At 67.1% G+C, this 14,346-nt stretch carries 13 protein-coding genes; 5 read left to right on the top strand and 8 right to left on the bottom strand.

Going from position 1 to position 14,346, the window contains the following annotated elements:
* Positions 1-63 precede the first annotated feature (63 nt).
* Positions 64-1,941 carry a phosphoenolpyruvate carboxykinase (GTP) gene (locus tag ACYVB7_RS08620; protein ID WP_460506390.1) on the bottom strand — a complete coding sequence of 626 codons (1,878 nt, stop codon included), beginning with the start codon at positions 1,939-1,941 and terminating at the stop codon, positions 64-66.
* 396 nt (positions 1,942-2,337) lie between these two features.
* Positions 2,338-2,478: a hypothetical protein gene (locus ACYVB7_RS08615; protein ID WP_460506388.1), complete on the bottom strand. Its 141-nt coding sequence runs from the start codon at positions 2,476-2,478 to the stop codon at positions 2,338-2,340.
* A gap of 208 nt (positions 2,479-2,686) precedes the next feature.
* Between ACYVB7_RS08615 and ACYVB7_RS08610 the strand changes: the two genes are divergently transcribed.
* Together ACYVB7_RS08610 and ACYVB7_RS08605 are read left to right on the top strand one after the other, a co-directional pair.
* Entirely contained in the window at positions 2,687-3,847 is a 1,161-nt protein-coding gene (locus ACYVB7_RS08610; protein ID WP_460506386.1) for an FIST signal transduction protein, read from the top strand.
* A 15-nt stretch (positions 3,848-3,862) separates the two neighbouring features.
* Complete coding sequence (locus tag ACYVB7_RS08605) at positions 3,863-5,893, top strand: hybrid sensor histidine kinase/response regulator (protein ID WP_460506383.1); 2,031 nt, start codon at positions 3,863-3,865, stop codon at positions 5,891-5,893.
* A 6-nt stretch (positions 5,894-5,899) separates the two neighbouring features.
* On the opposite strand, the gene recQ is transcribed toward ACYVB7_RS08605, so the two are convergent.
* Both recQ and ACYVB7_RS08595 read right to left on the bottom strand, forming a co-directional pair.
* Positions 5,900-7,804, bottom strand: coding sequence for a RecQ family ATP-dependent DNA helicase (gene recQ, locus ACYVB7_RS08600; RefSeq protein WP_460506381.1), 1,905 nt, complete (start codon positions 7,802-7,804; stop codon positions 5,900-5,902).
* A gap of 67 nt (positions 7,805-7,871) precedes the next feature.
* Positions 7,872-8,264, bottom strand: a complete 393-nt coding sequence (locus ACYVB7_RS08595; protein ID WP_460506379.1) for a rhodanese-like domain-containing protein — start codon at positions 8,262-8,264, stop codon at positions 7,872-7,874.
* Positions 8,265-8,339: 75 nt separating this feature from the next.
* Between ACYVB7_RS08595 and ACYVB7_RS08590 the strand changes: the two genes are divergently transcribed.
* The 3 genes from ACYVB7_RS08590 to ACYVB7_RS08580 all read left to right on the top strand — a co-directional run bounded on the left by ACYVB7_RS08590 (position 8,340) and on the right by ACYVB7_RS08580 (position 11,526).
* The gene (locus tag ACYVB7_RS08590; protein WP_460506377.1) at positions 8,340-10,418 is read left to right on the top strand and encodes an FAD-dependent oxidoreductase; all 2,079 of its coding nucleotides are present in this window, start codon (positions 8,340-8,342) and stop codon (positions 10,416-10,418) included.
* Positions 10,419-10,496: 78 nt separating this feature from the next.
* A complete protein-coding gene (locus ACYVB7_RS08585) occupies positions 10,497-10,970 on the top strand; it encodes a hemerythrin domain-containing protein (RefSeq protein ID WP_460506375.1) in 474 nt (157 codons plus the stop codon).
* 127 nt (positions 10,971-11,097) lie between these two features.
* Entirely contained in the window at positions 11,098-11,526 is a 429-nt protein-coding gene (locus ACYVB7_RS08580; protein WP_460506373.1) for a CBS domain-containing protein, read from the top strand.
* Positions 11,527-11,549: 23 nt separating this feature from the next.
* Here the strand turns inward: ACYVB7_RS08580 and ACYVB7_RS08575 are convergent, their stop codons facing one another.
* The 4 genes from ACYVB7_RS08575 to ACYVB7_RS08560 are packed head-to-tail and all read right to left on the bottom strand — an operon-like array spanning position 11,550 to position 14,333.
* A complete protein-coding gene (locus ACYVB7_RS08575) occupies positions 11,550-11,933 on the bottom strand; it encodes a DUF5329 family protein (RefSeq protein ID WP_460506371.1) in 384 nt (127 codons plus the stop codon).
* On the bottom strand, positions 11,930-13,057 hold the full coding sequence (locus tag ACYVB7_RS08570; protein ID WP_460506370.1) for an MBL fold metallo-hydrolase: 1,128 nt from the start codon (positions 13,055-13,057) through the stop codon (positions 11,930-11,932). Before ACYVB7_RS08570 ends, ACYVB7_RS08575 begins: the two co-directional genes overlap by 4 nt.
* 33 nt (positions 13,058-13,090) lie before the next feature.
* Positions 13,091-13,540 carry a nuclear transport factor 2 family protein gene (locus tag ACYVB7_RS08565; RefSeq protein ID WP_460506368.1) on the bottom strand — a complete coding sequence of 150 codons (450 nt, stop codon included), beginning with the start codon at positions 13,538-13,540 and terminating at the stop codon, positions 13,091-13,093.
* Between the two features lie 10 nt (positions 13,541-13,550).
* Entirely contained in the window at positions 13,551-14,333 is a 783-nt protein-coding gene (locus ACYVB7_RS08560; protein WP_460506366.1) for an SDR family NAD(P)-dependent oxidoreductase, read from the bottom strand.
* Positions 14,334-14,346 lie beyond the last annotated feature (13 nt).

Genomic DNA, 14,346 nt, shown 5'->3' with positions numbered 1-14,346 from the left:
GCGACTGCAGGCCCGGGTTGTCAGACCTGCACTCCCACAGGGCACATGCCCCGATCCTGTGTCTCAGGCGTTCAGCCGCTGTTGCAGCTGCGCCTTGGTCTCCTCGAGCTCTTTCGGCAAGTGATAGGCCAGCTGCGTGAACAGCTCGGTGTGCAGGCCCAGTTCCTGTTGCCAGGCGGCCTTGTCGATGCTGGTCACGCTGTTGAATTGGGCGGCGCTGAAATCCAGCCCGGTCCAGTTGATTTCGGCGTAGGTGGGGCTCACGCCAAAGATGTTTTCGCTGCCTTGGGTCTGGCCTTCCAGGCGGTCGATCATCCACTTGAGCACGCGCATGTTTTCGCCGTAGCCAGGCCACACGAACTTGCCGTCGTCACCCTTGCGGAACCAGTTGACGCAGTAGATGGCGGGCAGCTTGGCGCCATCGGCCTGCAGCTTGGCGCCCATGTTCAGCCAGTGCTGGAAGTAGTCGCTCATGTTGTAGCCGGTGAACGGCAGCATGGCGAAGGGGTCGCGGCGCACCACGCCTTGGGCGCCAAAGGCCGCGGCCGTGGTTTCAGAACCCATGGTGGCGGCCATGTACACGCCTTCGGTCCAGCTGCGGGCTTCGGTCACCAGCGGCACGGTGGTGGAGCGGCGACCACCAAAGATGAACGCGTCGATGGGCACGCCCGCGGGGTCGTCCCAGGCGGGGTCCAGGGCCGGGTTGTTGGTGCTGGCCACGGTGAAGCGGGCGTTGGGGTGGGCGGCCTTGGCACCGGTTTCCTTGGCCAGTTCGGGCGTCCAGTCCTTGCCCTGCCAGTCGATCAGGTGGGCCGGGGTGTTGCCGCTGTCCTTTTCCATGCCTTCCCACCACACGTCGCCGTCGTCGGTCAGGGCCACGTTGGTGAAGATCACGTCCTTGTCCAGGCTGGCCATGCAGTTGGGGTTGGTCAGCGTGTTGGTGCCAGGGGCCACGCCGAAGTAACCGGCTTCGGGGTTGATGGCGTACAGGCGGGTGTTGCCCTGGGCGTCCTTGCGGGGCTTGATCCAGGCGATGTCGTCACCGATGGTGGTGACCTTCCAGCCGTTGAACGCAGCAGGCGGCACCAGCATGGAGAAGTTGGTCTTGCCACAGGCGCTGGGGAAGGCGGCGGCCACGTGGTACTTCTTGCCCTCGGGGCTGGTCACGCCCAGGATGAGCATGTGCTCGGCCAGCCAGCCCTGGTCGCGGCCCATGTTGGACGCGATGCGCAGGGCGAAACACTTCTTGCCCAGCAGCGCGTTGCCGCCGTATCCGGAGCCGTAGGACCAGATTTCGCGGGTCTCGGGGTAATGGACGATGTACTTGACCTTGGGGTTGCAAGGCCATGCGGTGTCTTGTTGACCGGCTGCCAGCGGGGCGCCCACGGTGTGCACGCAGGGCACGAACTCGCCTTCAGCGCCCAGCACGTCGAACACGGCCTTGCCCATGCGGGTCATGATCTTCATGTTCGTGGCCACATAGGGGCTGTCGGACAGCTCGATGCCGATGTGGGCAATGGGCGAACCCAGCGGGCCCATGCTGAACGGGATCACGTACATCGTGCGGCCGGCCATGCAACCGTCAAACAGCGGTTGCAGCGTGGCACGCATTTCCGCGGGGGCCATCCAGTTGTTGGTGGGGCCGGCGTTTTCCTTCTGTTCCGAGCAGATATAGGTGCGGTCTTCCACGCGGGCCACGTCGGACGGGTCGGAGCAGGCCAGGAAGGAATTGGGGCGCTTGGCCGGGTTGAGCTTTTTCAGCGTGCCCGAGGCCACCATTTGTTCACACAGGCGGTCGTATTCGGCCTGGGAACCGTCGCACCAGTGCACCGCAGCGGGTTTGCACAGGGCCACCATGTCGGCCACCCAGGCGATCAACTTGGCGTTTTTGACGTAGGAAGGGGTGTTGAGGGCCAGGCCCTGCATCACGGGTGCGTTCATCGGACAACTCCAAAAGTGAAAAGCGGGATGTCGAAAAACGTCACGCACCTCGTCCTGGACGGGTTTTTCCGCAGATCGGCGGGGATGCAGAGCATGCGAGACGGTTTTCAACATCCCCTTTGCCAGCAAGACATCGGGAATCAGCGTCTCGGTCGGCGTTCGGAAGCTGCGCAAGCGGTGGACTGCGTGCAGGTGAGGCCAGTCAACGGGCGGATGGCCCGCTGGCTGACACCGGGTGTCGGCCAAGGTGGAGGATTTTAAAAAAAGTGCGCGTCAGTTACGCGCCAGTTACATGCAATAAACGCATAACTTCATGCCATTGCCCGGGTGGTCGCGGGCATCAGGGCACAAAAAAACCGGGCGGGGCCCGGCTTTGGGTGCGTGAGGGTGGCCGACTCAGGCCATGAACACCGCAATGAAGGCCAGCAGGAATATCAAAACCCCGCCCGCCACGGGCAACACCAGGGGCATGCTGGGAACGATCGCTTCCACCACGTCTTGGTTGTGGGAATCGGCGGAATGGGTGGGATGGGCCATGGGTGCTCCTGTCAGTGTGGGTGCGAATTGTCCTTGATGAATGTCAATTCTAGGTTGGGTGACCCCGGTTTGTCTCCTGGGGGTTCTCCCGCCTGAGGTGATACCTGGACCCGAAATGCGTGCGGTATGCTGAGGCGCGGACATGCCAGCGTGGTGCCGCCATGGGCATTGCCGTCTTGATGCCAGAGCCGTTCAGGAGATTGAGAACATGCACATCCTCCAGCGTGTGGTCAACGCCGAGACCGTCACCCCCGCCGACCTCGCGTTTCTGGCCGCCGCCAAGCCCCACCTGGTGCTGGTGTTTGCGAGTCTGGAGGCCATGATGGCCCTGGACGTCGCCTTGCTGCACGACGGGGTTCCCGGTGCGCAATGGGTGGGGTGCTCCACCGCCGGGGAAATCTCCAGTCAGGGTGTGGCCGACCACTCGATGGTGCTGACGGCGCTGCACTTCGATCGACCCGACTTCCAGGTGGCCAGTGTGCCGCTGAAGGACATGGCCGACTCATTCGCCGCGGGTGAACGCCTGGGCAGCGCCCTGGCCCACCCTGAACTGAAACATGCCCTGGTCCTGGGACAGGGTGCCCACATCAATGGCAGCGCCCTGGTGGAAGGTTTGAAGCGCACCCTGGGCCCTCAGGTGGTGCTGACAGGCGGGCTGGCGGGGGATGGCGGTCGCTTCACCGGGGCGCGGGTGCTGGGCCCTGAAGGGGTGTCGGACACGGGCCTTGTGGCCATTGGGTTTCGCGGCCCGAACTGGCACATCACCCATGGGTCGTTTGGGGGGTGGCAGCGTTTTGGTCCCATCCGCAACGTGACCCATGCCGAGGGCAATGTGCTCTACGCACTGGATGGCGAACCCGCCTTGGACATCTACAAGCGGTACCTGGGGGACTACGCCGCGCAGCTGCCGGCGTCCGGGCTGCTGTTCCCGTGGTCGGTGCTGGGGGCGGATGTGAACGATCCCGGCATCACCCGCACCATCCTCGGGGTGGACGAGGCCGCGGGCAGCCTCATCCTGGCGGGTGACGTGCCCCAAGGCGGCCACCTGCAGTTGATGCATGCATCGGTGGATGTGCTGGTGGACGCCGCCGAGCGCGCTGCGCGGGTGGCCAGCCAATCGGCCAGCCCCCCGGCCGCGCAGGTGACGGGCGACACCTTGGCGGTGCTGGTGAGTTGCATCGGGCGCAAGCTGGTGATGGGCCCTCGGGTGGATGAAGAGGTGGAAGCCGTGGCGCGGGTGGCCGGACCACGGACCACCTTGGCGGGCTTCTATTCCAATGGCGAAATCAGTCCCCATGCCCCTGGTTCCGAATGCAGGCTGCACAACCAGACCATGACCATCACCTTGGTCAGTGAAGTCCAGTCGTGACCGCGGGTGGGTGACATGACCCTGTCCCGAGTCTTTCAGCGTCAGCTGATCCGGTGCGCGGGTGCATCGGACGCGGAGGCCTGGATGGCCGCGCTGGAACGACTGGCCCAGCGGACGGATCTGGACGCCGACGTGCAGGGCCTGGTGGCCGGACTGCCGATGCTGTTGAGCCAGGTCAACGACACCTACGTCCAGCACGAGCGAGACCTGTCGTTGGCCCAGCGCAGCCTGGACTTGAATGCGCAGGAACTGACCCAGGCCAACCAGCGCCTGTGGGCCGAAAGCCAGCAGGTGCAGCGCACGTTGGCCACTTTGCGCCAGACGCTGGCGGCGGTGTCCGCAGGACCTGCAAGGGAGACAGAGCCAACGGGCAACACCCGTGCCGATCTGGAAACGGTGGCCACGCAAGTGGGGCAGTTGGTCCAGCGCATGGACACGGCACGTCAAGCCTTGCGCATCAGTGAGGAACGGTTGGCGCTGGCGATTCAGGGCTCCAACGTGGGCCTGTGGGATTGGAACCTGCAATCCGACCACGTCTACTTCAGCCACGAATGGGCGGCCATCCTGGGGTACACCGCCGACGAGTTGCCACCCCATTCACAAACCCTGGTGGGCTTGCTGCACCCGGAGGACGGCAAGCGCTTCGGTGAGCGCATGGGCGCTTATTTTGAACGCCGAGAAACCGACGTGTACCGCGACGACGTGCGCGTCCGGTGCAAGGACGGGCAGTACAAGTGGATCGAGTTCAAGGGCCGGGTGGTCGAAACCTCGCCCGACGGCGAACCGTTGCGTGCCACGGGCGTGAGTCTGGACATTTCTGCCCGCAAGGCGTGGGAACTGGCCATGGCCCAGGCGCGCGAAGCCGCAGAAGCCGCCAACCGGTCCAAAGGCGACTTCCTGGCGAACATGAGCCACGAAATCCGCACGCCCATGAATGGCATCCTGGGCCTGAGCGAGTTGTGCCTGGCCACCGACCTCAACGCCGAACAGCGCGGCTACCTGGAGATGGTGCAGTCCTCGGCCCGGGCCCTGCTCACGGTCATCAACGACGTGCTGGACTTCTCCAAGATCGAGGCCAACCGCCTGGACATCGAGCACATCGTGTTCAACCTGCCACAGGTCGTCCGCCATGCCCTGGCCCCGCTGCAGCACCGGGCGAACCACACGGGGCTGACGTTGGAGAGTCGCTTGGGGCGCGGGGTGGGTGACGCCTTGCACGAATGGCGTGTGGGCGACCCCGCCCGCCTGCGCCAAGTGCTGGTCAACCTGGTGGGCAACGCCCTCAAGTTCACCGAGGTGGGTTCGGTCCTCCTCACGGTGACGGCCGTGGACCCGTCGCCGCAGGGGGCGGCGGTGTTGCGCTTTTCGGTGACAGACACCGGCATTGGCATGACGCCTGAGCAGTTGGCCTCCGTGTTCAACGCGTTTTCGCAGGCCGACACCTCCATCTCCCGCCGCTTTGGCGGCACGGGGCTGGGCCTGACCATCAGCCAACGCCTGGTGCAGCTGATGGGGGGCGAGCTGCATGCCCACAGCCAGCCCGAGCGCGGCTCCACCTTCTGGTTCGACCTGCCCCTGCCCGAGTCCGACCCGCCCGATGCCGACGCAGGGGCCTTGCCCACCGAACTGCCGCAAGGTCTGAAGGTCTTGGTGGCGGAAGACCACCCCGTCAATCAGGTGGTGGCGCGCAAGGTGCTGGAGCACCTGGGCCAGCAGGTCACGGTGGTGGCCAACGGTGCCCTGGCGGTGCAGGCCTGCGTGCGGGAGCGGTACGACCTGGTGTTCATGGACATCCAGATGCCGGAGCTGGACGGGTTCGAGGCCACCCGCCGCATCCGGGCGCACGAGCTGGCGGTGGGGGGCCGCGTGCCCATCATCGCCATGACGGCCCATGCCATGGAGGGCTACCGCGAGCGCTGTGTGGCCGGTGGCATGGACGGCTACATCACCAAGCCGGTGGACCGCAGACAGTTGGTGGCGGAAATGCTGCGCCAGTTGCGCCGGACCGGGCCGGGGTCCGTCCTGTCTCGGGTCCCTGAACCCTGATCCGGGTCAGCCCGCCGCGTGCAGCGCTTCCAACGCCTCCAGCACCTGGGGGCCATAGGCCTCGCGCTTCTTCTGCCCCACGCCGGGCACGCCTTGCAGGTCGGCCAGGGTTTGCGGCATGCGCTCGGCCAGGGCGAGCAGGGTGCTGTCGGGGAAGATCACGAACGCGGGCAGGTTGTGCTCCTTGGCCACGGCGCGGCGCCAGGCTTTCAGGGTGTCGAGGGCCTGTTGCTGCACCGCCGACAGGTGCGCGGCAGCGGCCAAGCTGGACGCCTTGCGGTCCGCTGCGGACGTGTCACGGCTGCCCCGGCGGCGTGAGGTGTCACGCGGCAGGTCGGTGCGCGGGCTGCGCAGCATCACCCGCACCTCGCCCCGCAGCAGCGGGCGGGCGGCATCCGTCAGGCTGAGGGTGTTGAAGCCGTCGGACGCCACCGCCACCACCTCGCGGGCGATGAGCTGGCGCAACAGGCTGCGCCATTGGGTTTCGGACCAATCGGCCCCGATGCCGAAGGTGCTCAAGCGGTCGTGTCCGTGCTGCTTGACCTTGTCGGTGGCCTTGCCGCGCAGGATGTCCATCAGGTGCCCGGCCCCAAAGGCCAGCCCGCTGGCCTGCTGCACGCGGTAGATGCAGCTCAGCAGCTTGCGGGCGGGCTCGGTGGCGTCGATGGTGTCGGGCGGCTGCAGGCAGTTGTCGCAATTGCCGCAAGGTTGAGAGGCCTCGCCGAAATACCCCAGCAGCCGCACCCGGCGGCAATCGGTGGCTTCGGCCAGGGCCAGCAGGGCGTCGAGCTTGCCGCGCAGCACGCGCTTGAAGTCGTCGCCCGCGGGGCTTTCGTCGATCATGCGGCGCTGGTTCACCACGTCTTGCAGGCCGTAGGCCATCCAGGCGTTGGCGGCGTCGCCGTCGCGCCCGGCGCGGCCAGTTTCCTGGTAGTAGCCCTCGATGTTCTTGGGCATGTCCAGGTGGGCCACAAAACGCACGTCGGGCTTGTCGATGCCCATGCCGAAGGCGATGGTGGCCACCATCACGATGCCGTCCTCGCGCAGAAACCGGTCCTGGTGCTGCTGGCGGGTGCGGGCGTCCAACCCGGCGTGGTAGGGCAGCGCGGCCAGGCCCTCGCGGGCCAGCAGCTCGGCCACCTCTTCCACGCGGCGGCGGCTTTGGCAGTAGACGATGCCGGCCTCCCCTTCGTGGTGCTGGCGGATGAAGTGCAGCAGCTGGCGGGTGGGCTCGGTCTTTTCGACGATGGTGTAGCGGATGTTGGGCCGGTCGAAGCTGCTGACAAACTGCCCTGCCCCGTGCAGTTGCAGGTGCTCGACCATGTCGGCCCGGGTCAGGTCGTCGGCGGTGGCCGTCAGGGCCATGCGGGGCACGCCGGGGTAGCGGCTGTGCAGCACGTCCAGCCCGCGGTATTCGGGGCGGAAGTCGTGGCCCCACTGGCTCACGCAGTGGGCTTCGTCAATGGCGAACAGGCTCAGACGGCCTTGCGCGTGCAGCGAGTCCAGCAGCGCCAGAAAGCGCGGCGTCATCATGCGTTCGGGCGCGGCGTACAGCAGCACCAGCTCGCCGCGCAGCAGCCGCCGTTCCACGGCGTTGGCTTCTTCGCTGCTGAGGCTGGAGTTGAGGAAGGCAGCCTCCACCCCGGCCTCGTGCAGCGCACCCACCTGGTCGTGCATCAGGGCGATCAGCGGCGACACCACCACCGCAACACCCAGCCCCTGGCGGTGGCGCACGATGGCGGGCACCTGGTAACACAGGCTTTTGCCGCCGCCGGTGGGCATGAGCACCAGCGCGTCGAAGCCCTGCAGCACATGGGCCACGATGTCGGCCTGCGGCCCGCGAAAGGCGTTGTAGCCAAACACCTCCTGAAGCACCGCCAAGGCCGGGGTGGAGGGGGCTTCAGTCGTCATGGTGTATCAAAAATTGCAGCAAACTGTTCAATCAGAAAAAGCGGTAGAGGCCAAAAAAGCTTGAAGCCTACATCTGCTCCCACGGCAGGCCGTCGTGCCGCCAGCCGCTGACGGTGGAGCGATGGAAGGCGTCGTCCAGCTCGCCTTCAAAGCCGTGCAGCACGTTCACCACGTCGGTGAAGCCCGCGGCTTCCAGTGCCTTGGCGGCCTCCAGCGTGCGTTTGCCGCTGCGGCAGATCAGCACCACGGTGCGGTCTTTGCGTCCGGCTTCGCGTTCGACCGCCGCGGCAAAGCGGGTGGGGTCGGGGGTGAGGTCGGGGTACTCGTACCAGGGGATGTTCTCCACCCCCGGCGGCCGCCCGACGTAGAGCGACTCGATCTCCATGCGCACATCGACGAACAGCGCGTCAGGTTGCGCCTGCACGAGGGCCCAGGCTTCACGGGGGGGGAGGTGTCTCATGGGTGTCTATTGTCCGGGATGGCTAGGGGGTGCCCTCTACGCAGGACGTGGCAAGGCCCGTAGGCTGCGCCGATCATGCCGACCCCTTCGCCCTACCCCCACCTCCTCAGCCCGCTGAACCTGGGCCACACCACCCTGAAAAACCGCGTGCTCATGGGCTCCATGCACACCGGGCTGGAAGACGGGCGCGACCTGTCCCGGCTGGCCGCCTACTTTCGCGAGCGGGCCGAGGGCGGCGTGGGCCTGATCGTCACCGGCGGCTTTGCGCCCAACGTGGCCGGGTGGGCCAAGCCGTTTGCGGGCATGTTGTCCACCAGCGGCGCGGCCAAACGCCACCGGGTGGTGACCGACGCGGTGCACCAGGCGGGTGGGCAGATTGCGCTGCAAATCCTGCACACCGGCCGCTACGCCTACCACCCGTTTGCGGTGGCGCCCACGCGGCTGAAATCGCCCATTTCGCCGTTCACGCCGTTCGAGCTGTCGGCCCGTGGCGTGGAGCGGCAGATCCGCGCCTTCGTCAACTGCGCCGTCAAGGCCCGCGAGGCGGGTTACGACGGGGTGGAAATCATGGGCTCGGAGGGCTACTTCATCAACCAGTTCCTGGCGCGGCACACCAACAAGCGCACCGACCGCTGGGGCGGCGACTACACCCAGCGCATGCAGCTGCCGCTGGAGATCGTGGCCCGCACCCGCGAGGCGGTGGGGGCCGATTTCACGCTGATCTACCGCCTGTCCATGATCGACCTGGTGCCCAACGGTTCCACCTGGGACGAGGTGGTGCAACTGGGCAAGGCCATCGCCAGTGGCGGGGCCAGCATCATCAACACCGGCATTGGCTGGCACGAGGCTCGGGTTCCCACCATCGCCACCAGCGTGCCGCGGGCGGCCTTTGCCTGGGTCACGGCCAAGATGAAAGCCGAGTTCGCCGCGGCGGGCATCACCACGCCGCTGGTCACCAGCAACCGCATCAACACCCCCGAGGTGGCCGAAGACATCCTGGCCCAGGGCATGGCCGACATGGTGTCGCTCGCCCGCCCGTTGCTGGCCGATGCGCAGTTTGTGAACAAGGCCGCCGCGGGGCAGGCCGACCTCATCAACACCTGCATCGCCTGCAACCAGGCCTGCCTGGACCATGTGTTCCAGAACAAGACTTCCAGCTGCCTGGTCAACCCCCGTGCCTGCCGCGAAACCGAGCTGGTGTTCCGCCCCACCCCCAAAGCCCTGTCGGTGGCGGTGGTGGGGGCCGGGCCTGCAGGGCTGACCGCGGCCATCGAGCTGGCCGGGCGCGGCCACCGCGTCACCCTGTTCGACGCCAGCGCCGAGGTGGGCGGGCAGCTCAACCTGGCCAAGCAGGTGCCCGGCAAGGAAGAGTTTGCCGAAATGCTGCGCTACTTCCGCCGCAGGCTGGACACCACGGGCGTGGACCTGCGCCTGGGCCAGCGGGTGCAGGCCACCGACCTGAGCGCTTTCGACCAGGTGGTGGTGGCCACCGGCATCACCCCGCGCGACCCGCAGATTCCGGGGCAGGACCACCCCAAGGTGCTGGGTTACCTGGACGTGCTGCGCGACCACCGGCCGGTGGGCCCGCGCGTGGTCATCGTCGGGGCCGGGGGCATTGGGTTTGACGTGGCCGAATACCTGGTCAACACCGACGCGCAAGGCCATGTGCACAGCACCACCACCGACCTGGCCGCCTGGCAGGCCGAGTGGGGCGTGACCGACCCCGCCCTGGCCCCTGGTGGCCTCAGCCCCGCCCCGCTGAAGGTGGTGCCCCCCACCCGGCAGGTGACACTGCTGCAACGCAAGGCAGGCAAGCCCGGCGCGGGCCTGGGCAAGACCACCGGTTGGATCCACCGCGCCGCGCTCAAGAACAAGGGCGTGCAGATGCGCGGCGGCGTCAACTACGAACGCGTGGGCGACCAGGGCCTGCTGGTCAGCCACGGCCCCCAACGCGAAGACCCCACTTGGATTGAGTGCGACACCGTGGTGCTGTGCGCCGGGCAGGTGCCCTTGCGCACCCTGGCCGACGAACTGGCCGCGCAAGGCCGGGTGCTGGGCCAGAACCTGCACCTGATCGGCGGCGCCCAGGAGGCGGGCGAGCTGGATGCCAAGCGCGCCATCGCCCAGGCGGCGGAGCTGGCCGCACGGCTGTGACCCGGATCGGACCCGCACGTCTTGCCGTGGGCGGGGGCAGCGGTCACAATGCCCCCGGGCATTTCATCTTTTCGTCACATGGCACTCAAGTCTGCTCCGCTGCGTCAACAGCATGACTCCCTGCGCAAATGCATGGCCGAAGTCAAAAAAAACCTCAACCCCTTTTTGCTGGCGCAGCATGCCACCGAGGTCCGCCAGGGCCTGACGCTGCTGTTCGGTGAACTGGGCCGACACCTCCAGGCCGAATCCAAGGACCTGTACCCCGAACTGGAGGCGGTGGACAACCCGGCCACCAAGGCCACGGTGGCCCGCTTCGGGCTGGAGATGAAGCAGACCCTGCCCCGCCTGGCCGAGTTCAACAAGCGCTGGCCCAACGCCAACGAAATCCGCTCCAACGCCACCCAGTTCCTGAAAGAGGTGGATGGCATGTTCAAGTGGCTGGAACGCCGGTTCACCGCCGAGAACAACGAGCTCTACCCGCTGCTGGACAAGCTGGACATCGACGCCATGGGCACCATCAACAACCCCGAACTGAAGATCGCCCGCATCTGACGGGGCCGGGTTGCTCGCAGGGCGCTAGGGTTCACCCTGTGTGGGGCGGCCCGGCGACTGGTTACGCTGGGCGTGCAGCCTCAGGTTGCATCTGTTGTTTTGCCCACCCAGTCAGGAGGAGCCCCGCATGAAACCCATTTCGTCCGTGCTCAAACAACGTCAGGGGCAACTCTGGCAGGTCAGCCCCACCGATTCCGTGTACCACGCGCTGGAAATCCTGGCCCAGCACGAGGTGGGGGCGCTGCTGGTGATGTCGGGCGAGCAACTGGTGGGCATCGTGTCCGAGCGCGACTACACCCGCAAGATTGCCCTGCAGGGCAAGAACTCCCGCGAAGAAACCGTGGCCAGCATCATGACCCGCGATGTGGTCACCGTCAGCCCCCAAACCCACACCCGTGCCTGCATGGCGCTGATGCACGAGCGCAAGATCCGCCACCTGCCCGTGGTGGACGGTGCCCAGGTGCTGGGCATGGTCTCCATCCGCGACTTGATGGACGACATCCTCGAAGAAGACGAGCAGACCATCCGGCAGCTGGAGGACTACATCAAGTCGTGAACCCGGTCGGTTCGGTGTCCTGTTCACCACCCCCGCATCACCCCGCGCAAGTGCTCTGCGGCGGGCACGCAACGGTCAGGGGCGGTGCACACGCGGTAGGGCTGGCCGGTGGTGGAGGAGCGGGTGGCGATCTGGTCGACAAACTGCTCGGCTGAGGTGATGTCGGCACCCTTGGCCTGCCACTTGGCGCGCAGGAAGCGGGCGGCTTCGGCACCGCTGTAGCGGCTGGTGCCGCGTTCGAATTGGTGGACTTGGTCCTGCGCCAAGGCGTCCAGCAGTTTCTCGATGCGGGCGCGCTCGGCGGTCGAGGGTTCGGCCATCGCCGTGCCGCAGGCCACCAGCGCGGCCAGAGCCATCCACCGGGTCGCGGTGCGTCGGGTCGCGCAGGGCGCGGTGAGGGGCTTCATGGCTCGGCCTTTTTCAGCACACGGGTCTCGCCCGGTTGGAACAGCACGAACGCGTCGTCGGCCACGCCGTGCCGGGTGCGGGCCTGGGGCAGCCCGTCCAGCGGGGCGTGCACGGGCTCGTCGCACATGCGGAAGGCTCCCCAGTGGATGCCCATGGAGAACTTGCTCTTCACGTCCAAGTGGATGCGCACCGCATCGTCTTCGTTGACATGCTGCCTTTGCATGAACCAGCGCGGCTCGTAGCAACCCACCGGAATGGCCGAGAAGTCGAAACCGCCGAAGCGCTGGCCCAACTCGACAAAGTCGGGCGAGTAACCCGTGTCGCCCGCGAAGAACAGGCGGTAGGGCTGTCCCTCCGTGTGGGCGCTGACCACATAGCCGCCCCACAGCGTGGCGTTGCGGTCCCACGGGGTGCGGCTGGACCAGTGCTGCACCGGCACCAACTCCACCGTCACCGCATCGGCTGGGGTGGCCGGGGTTGGGCGCGGGAGGGCGTGGCGGTCGCCCCAGTCCATGGGCTGCACGCGGGTGATGCCCTGCTCCTGCATCCACAGGTCCACGCCCAGCGGCACCACGAACAGCGGTGGCCCACCGGCCTGGGCATTGAGGGCCAGCACGGTGTCGCGGTCCAGGTGGTCGTAGTGGTTGTGGCTGATCAGCACCACGTCGATGCGCGGAAGCTCTGACAGCGTCACAGGCAAGGGCGTCAGCCGTCGGGGTCCGGCGAAGCTGACGGGGGAGGCCCGTGGGCCAAAGTGCGGGTCGGTCAGGATGTTGAGGCCCTGCACCTGCCACAGCACGGTGGAGTGACCGATCCAGGTGGCGGTGATGTCCTGCCGGTTGGCATTCAGGTAGGCCAACGGCGGGGTGGCGGGTGTGATGCGGTCGGGCTGGTCGAGGGTTTCGGTGGCCCACAGCCGTTGCCACTGCCAGCGCCAGAACCCACCTTGGGCCGGGGGACCATCGGACGCAAAGCGGTTGGCAAAACCGTCAGGCCGGTGGTGGGGTTTGGCCGGGTCGAAATGCGGGTTGGTGCTGCTGCACCCCGTGGCCAGCACGGCCAGGGTGAATGCCGTGTACACGAGGCCACAGGTGCGCTTGATGCGGATGGGCGGTGGGTGCATGGCTGGGATTGGAGCCCAAAGGGCTTGTTTTGTTCAACCATTGACGCGGCGTTTGAGCCAGCGCATCAGCCCGCCCACCACGGGCAGCTTTTCGTACAGCTCTTGGGCGGCGTCCCAGTGGTCGCGGTGCAGGGTGACACGCCCGGCGTCGTCCAGCACCAGGTGGGTGGCACCGCTGATGGTCTGCACGGTGGTGGTGTCGAAGCGGCGAAAGCGGAACACAAAGTCCCAGGTCAAAAAGGCCTGGTGTCCCTGTTGCACCCGTCCGGTCACCGCAAAACGAGGCTCGTGCAGGCTGGCAAACATGTGTTCGAACACCGCGCGAATGGCCGCGGGGCCTTGCACGTCGTTGAAGGGGTCCTTGAAGCGGGCGTTGGCGGCGTAGTGCCGCTCCAGCTCGGCCAGCGTCTGGGGGGTGAGGTGCTCAAACCAGTGGACGAGCGCATCGAGGGAAGGCGCGAGGGAGGGCGCAGCGTGGGTCATGGTGTGGTCTTCACAGCCCGGTGAGCCGCCGCACCAGGGGAAAGTACAGCCGGTAGGGCAGCAGGCGCAGCCCCTGCAGCACGCGGGTGAAGCGTTTGGGAAAGTGGATGAGGAATTCGCCCCGCGCCCAGCCCGCCAGAAGCGCTGTGGCGGCGGCTTCGGGCGTCATTAGGGCGGGCATGGCGAAGTCGTTCTGTGCGGTGAGGGGGGTGGCCACAAAGCCGGGCGTCACCACGCTCACGCCCAGCCCCTGCGGGTGCAGGTCCAGGTAGAGCACCTCGGCCAGGTGTTGCAGCGCGGCCTTGGTGGGGCCGTAGGCCAGGCTTTTGGGCAGGCCCCGAAAGCCCGCCACGCTGCCCACCAGGCTGATGTGGCCCTGCCCCTGCTTCTGCAGCGCGGGCAGCACGGCGGCCAGCACATGCCAGGCCCCGGTCACGTTCACCTGCTGGTGGCGCACGGCGTCGGCCAAGTCCAGCGTGTCGGCCCGCATGGGGCGGTAGTGCCCGGCGCACACGCACACCAGGTCCACCGGGCCGTGGGCCAGCACCTGCTGTGCGGCCTGGGCCACCGCGGCGGCGTCGGTCACGTCCAGCGCCAGGGCGTGGCTGCCGGGGTGCTGGCGCACAAAGTCGTCCAAGGCCTGCGCGTTGCGAGCCGACACCCACACCTGTGCCCCGCGGGCGTGCAGGGCCGCCGCGGTCGCGCGGCCAATGCCGCTGGAGGCCCCCACCAGCCAGACGCGGCGGCCTGTCCAGTCGGTCAGCGGTGGGTTCAGGGGAGGGAGCAGCAGCATGGCGGTGACCTTG

The organism is Hydrogenophaga soli, assembly GCF_054777695.1.
The sequence above is the reverse complement of the archived record's forward strand: the minus strand, read 5'-3'. Positions and strand labels throughout refer to the sequence as shown.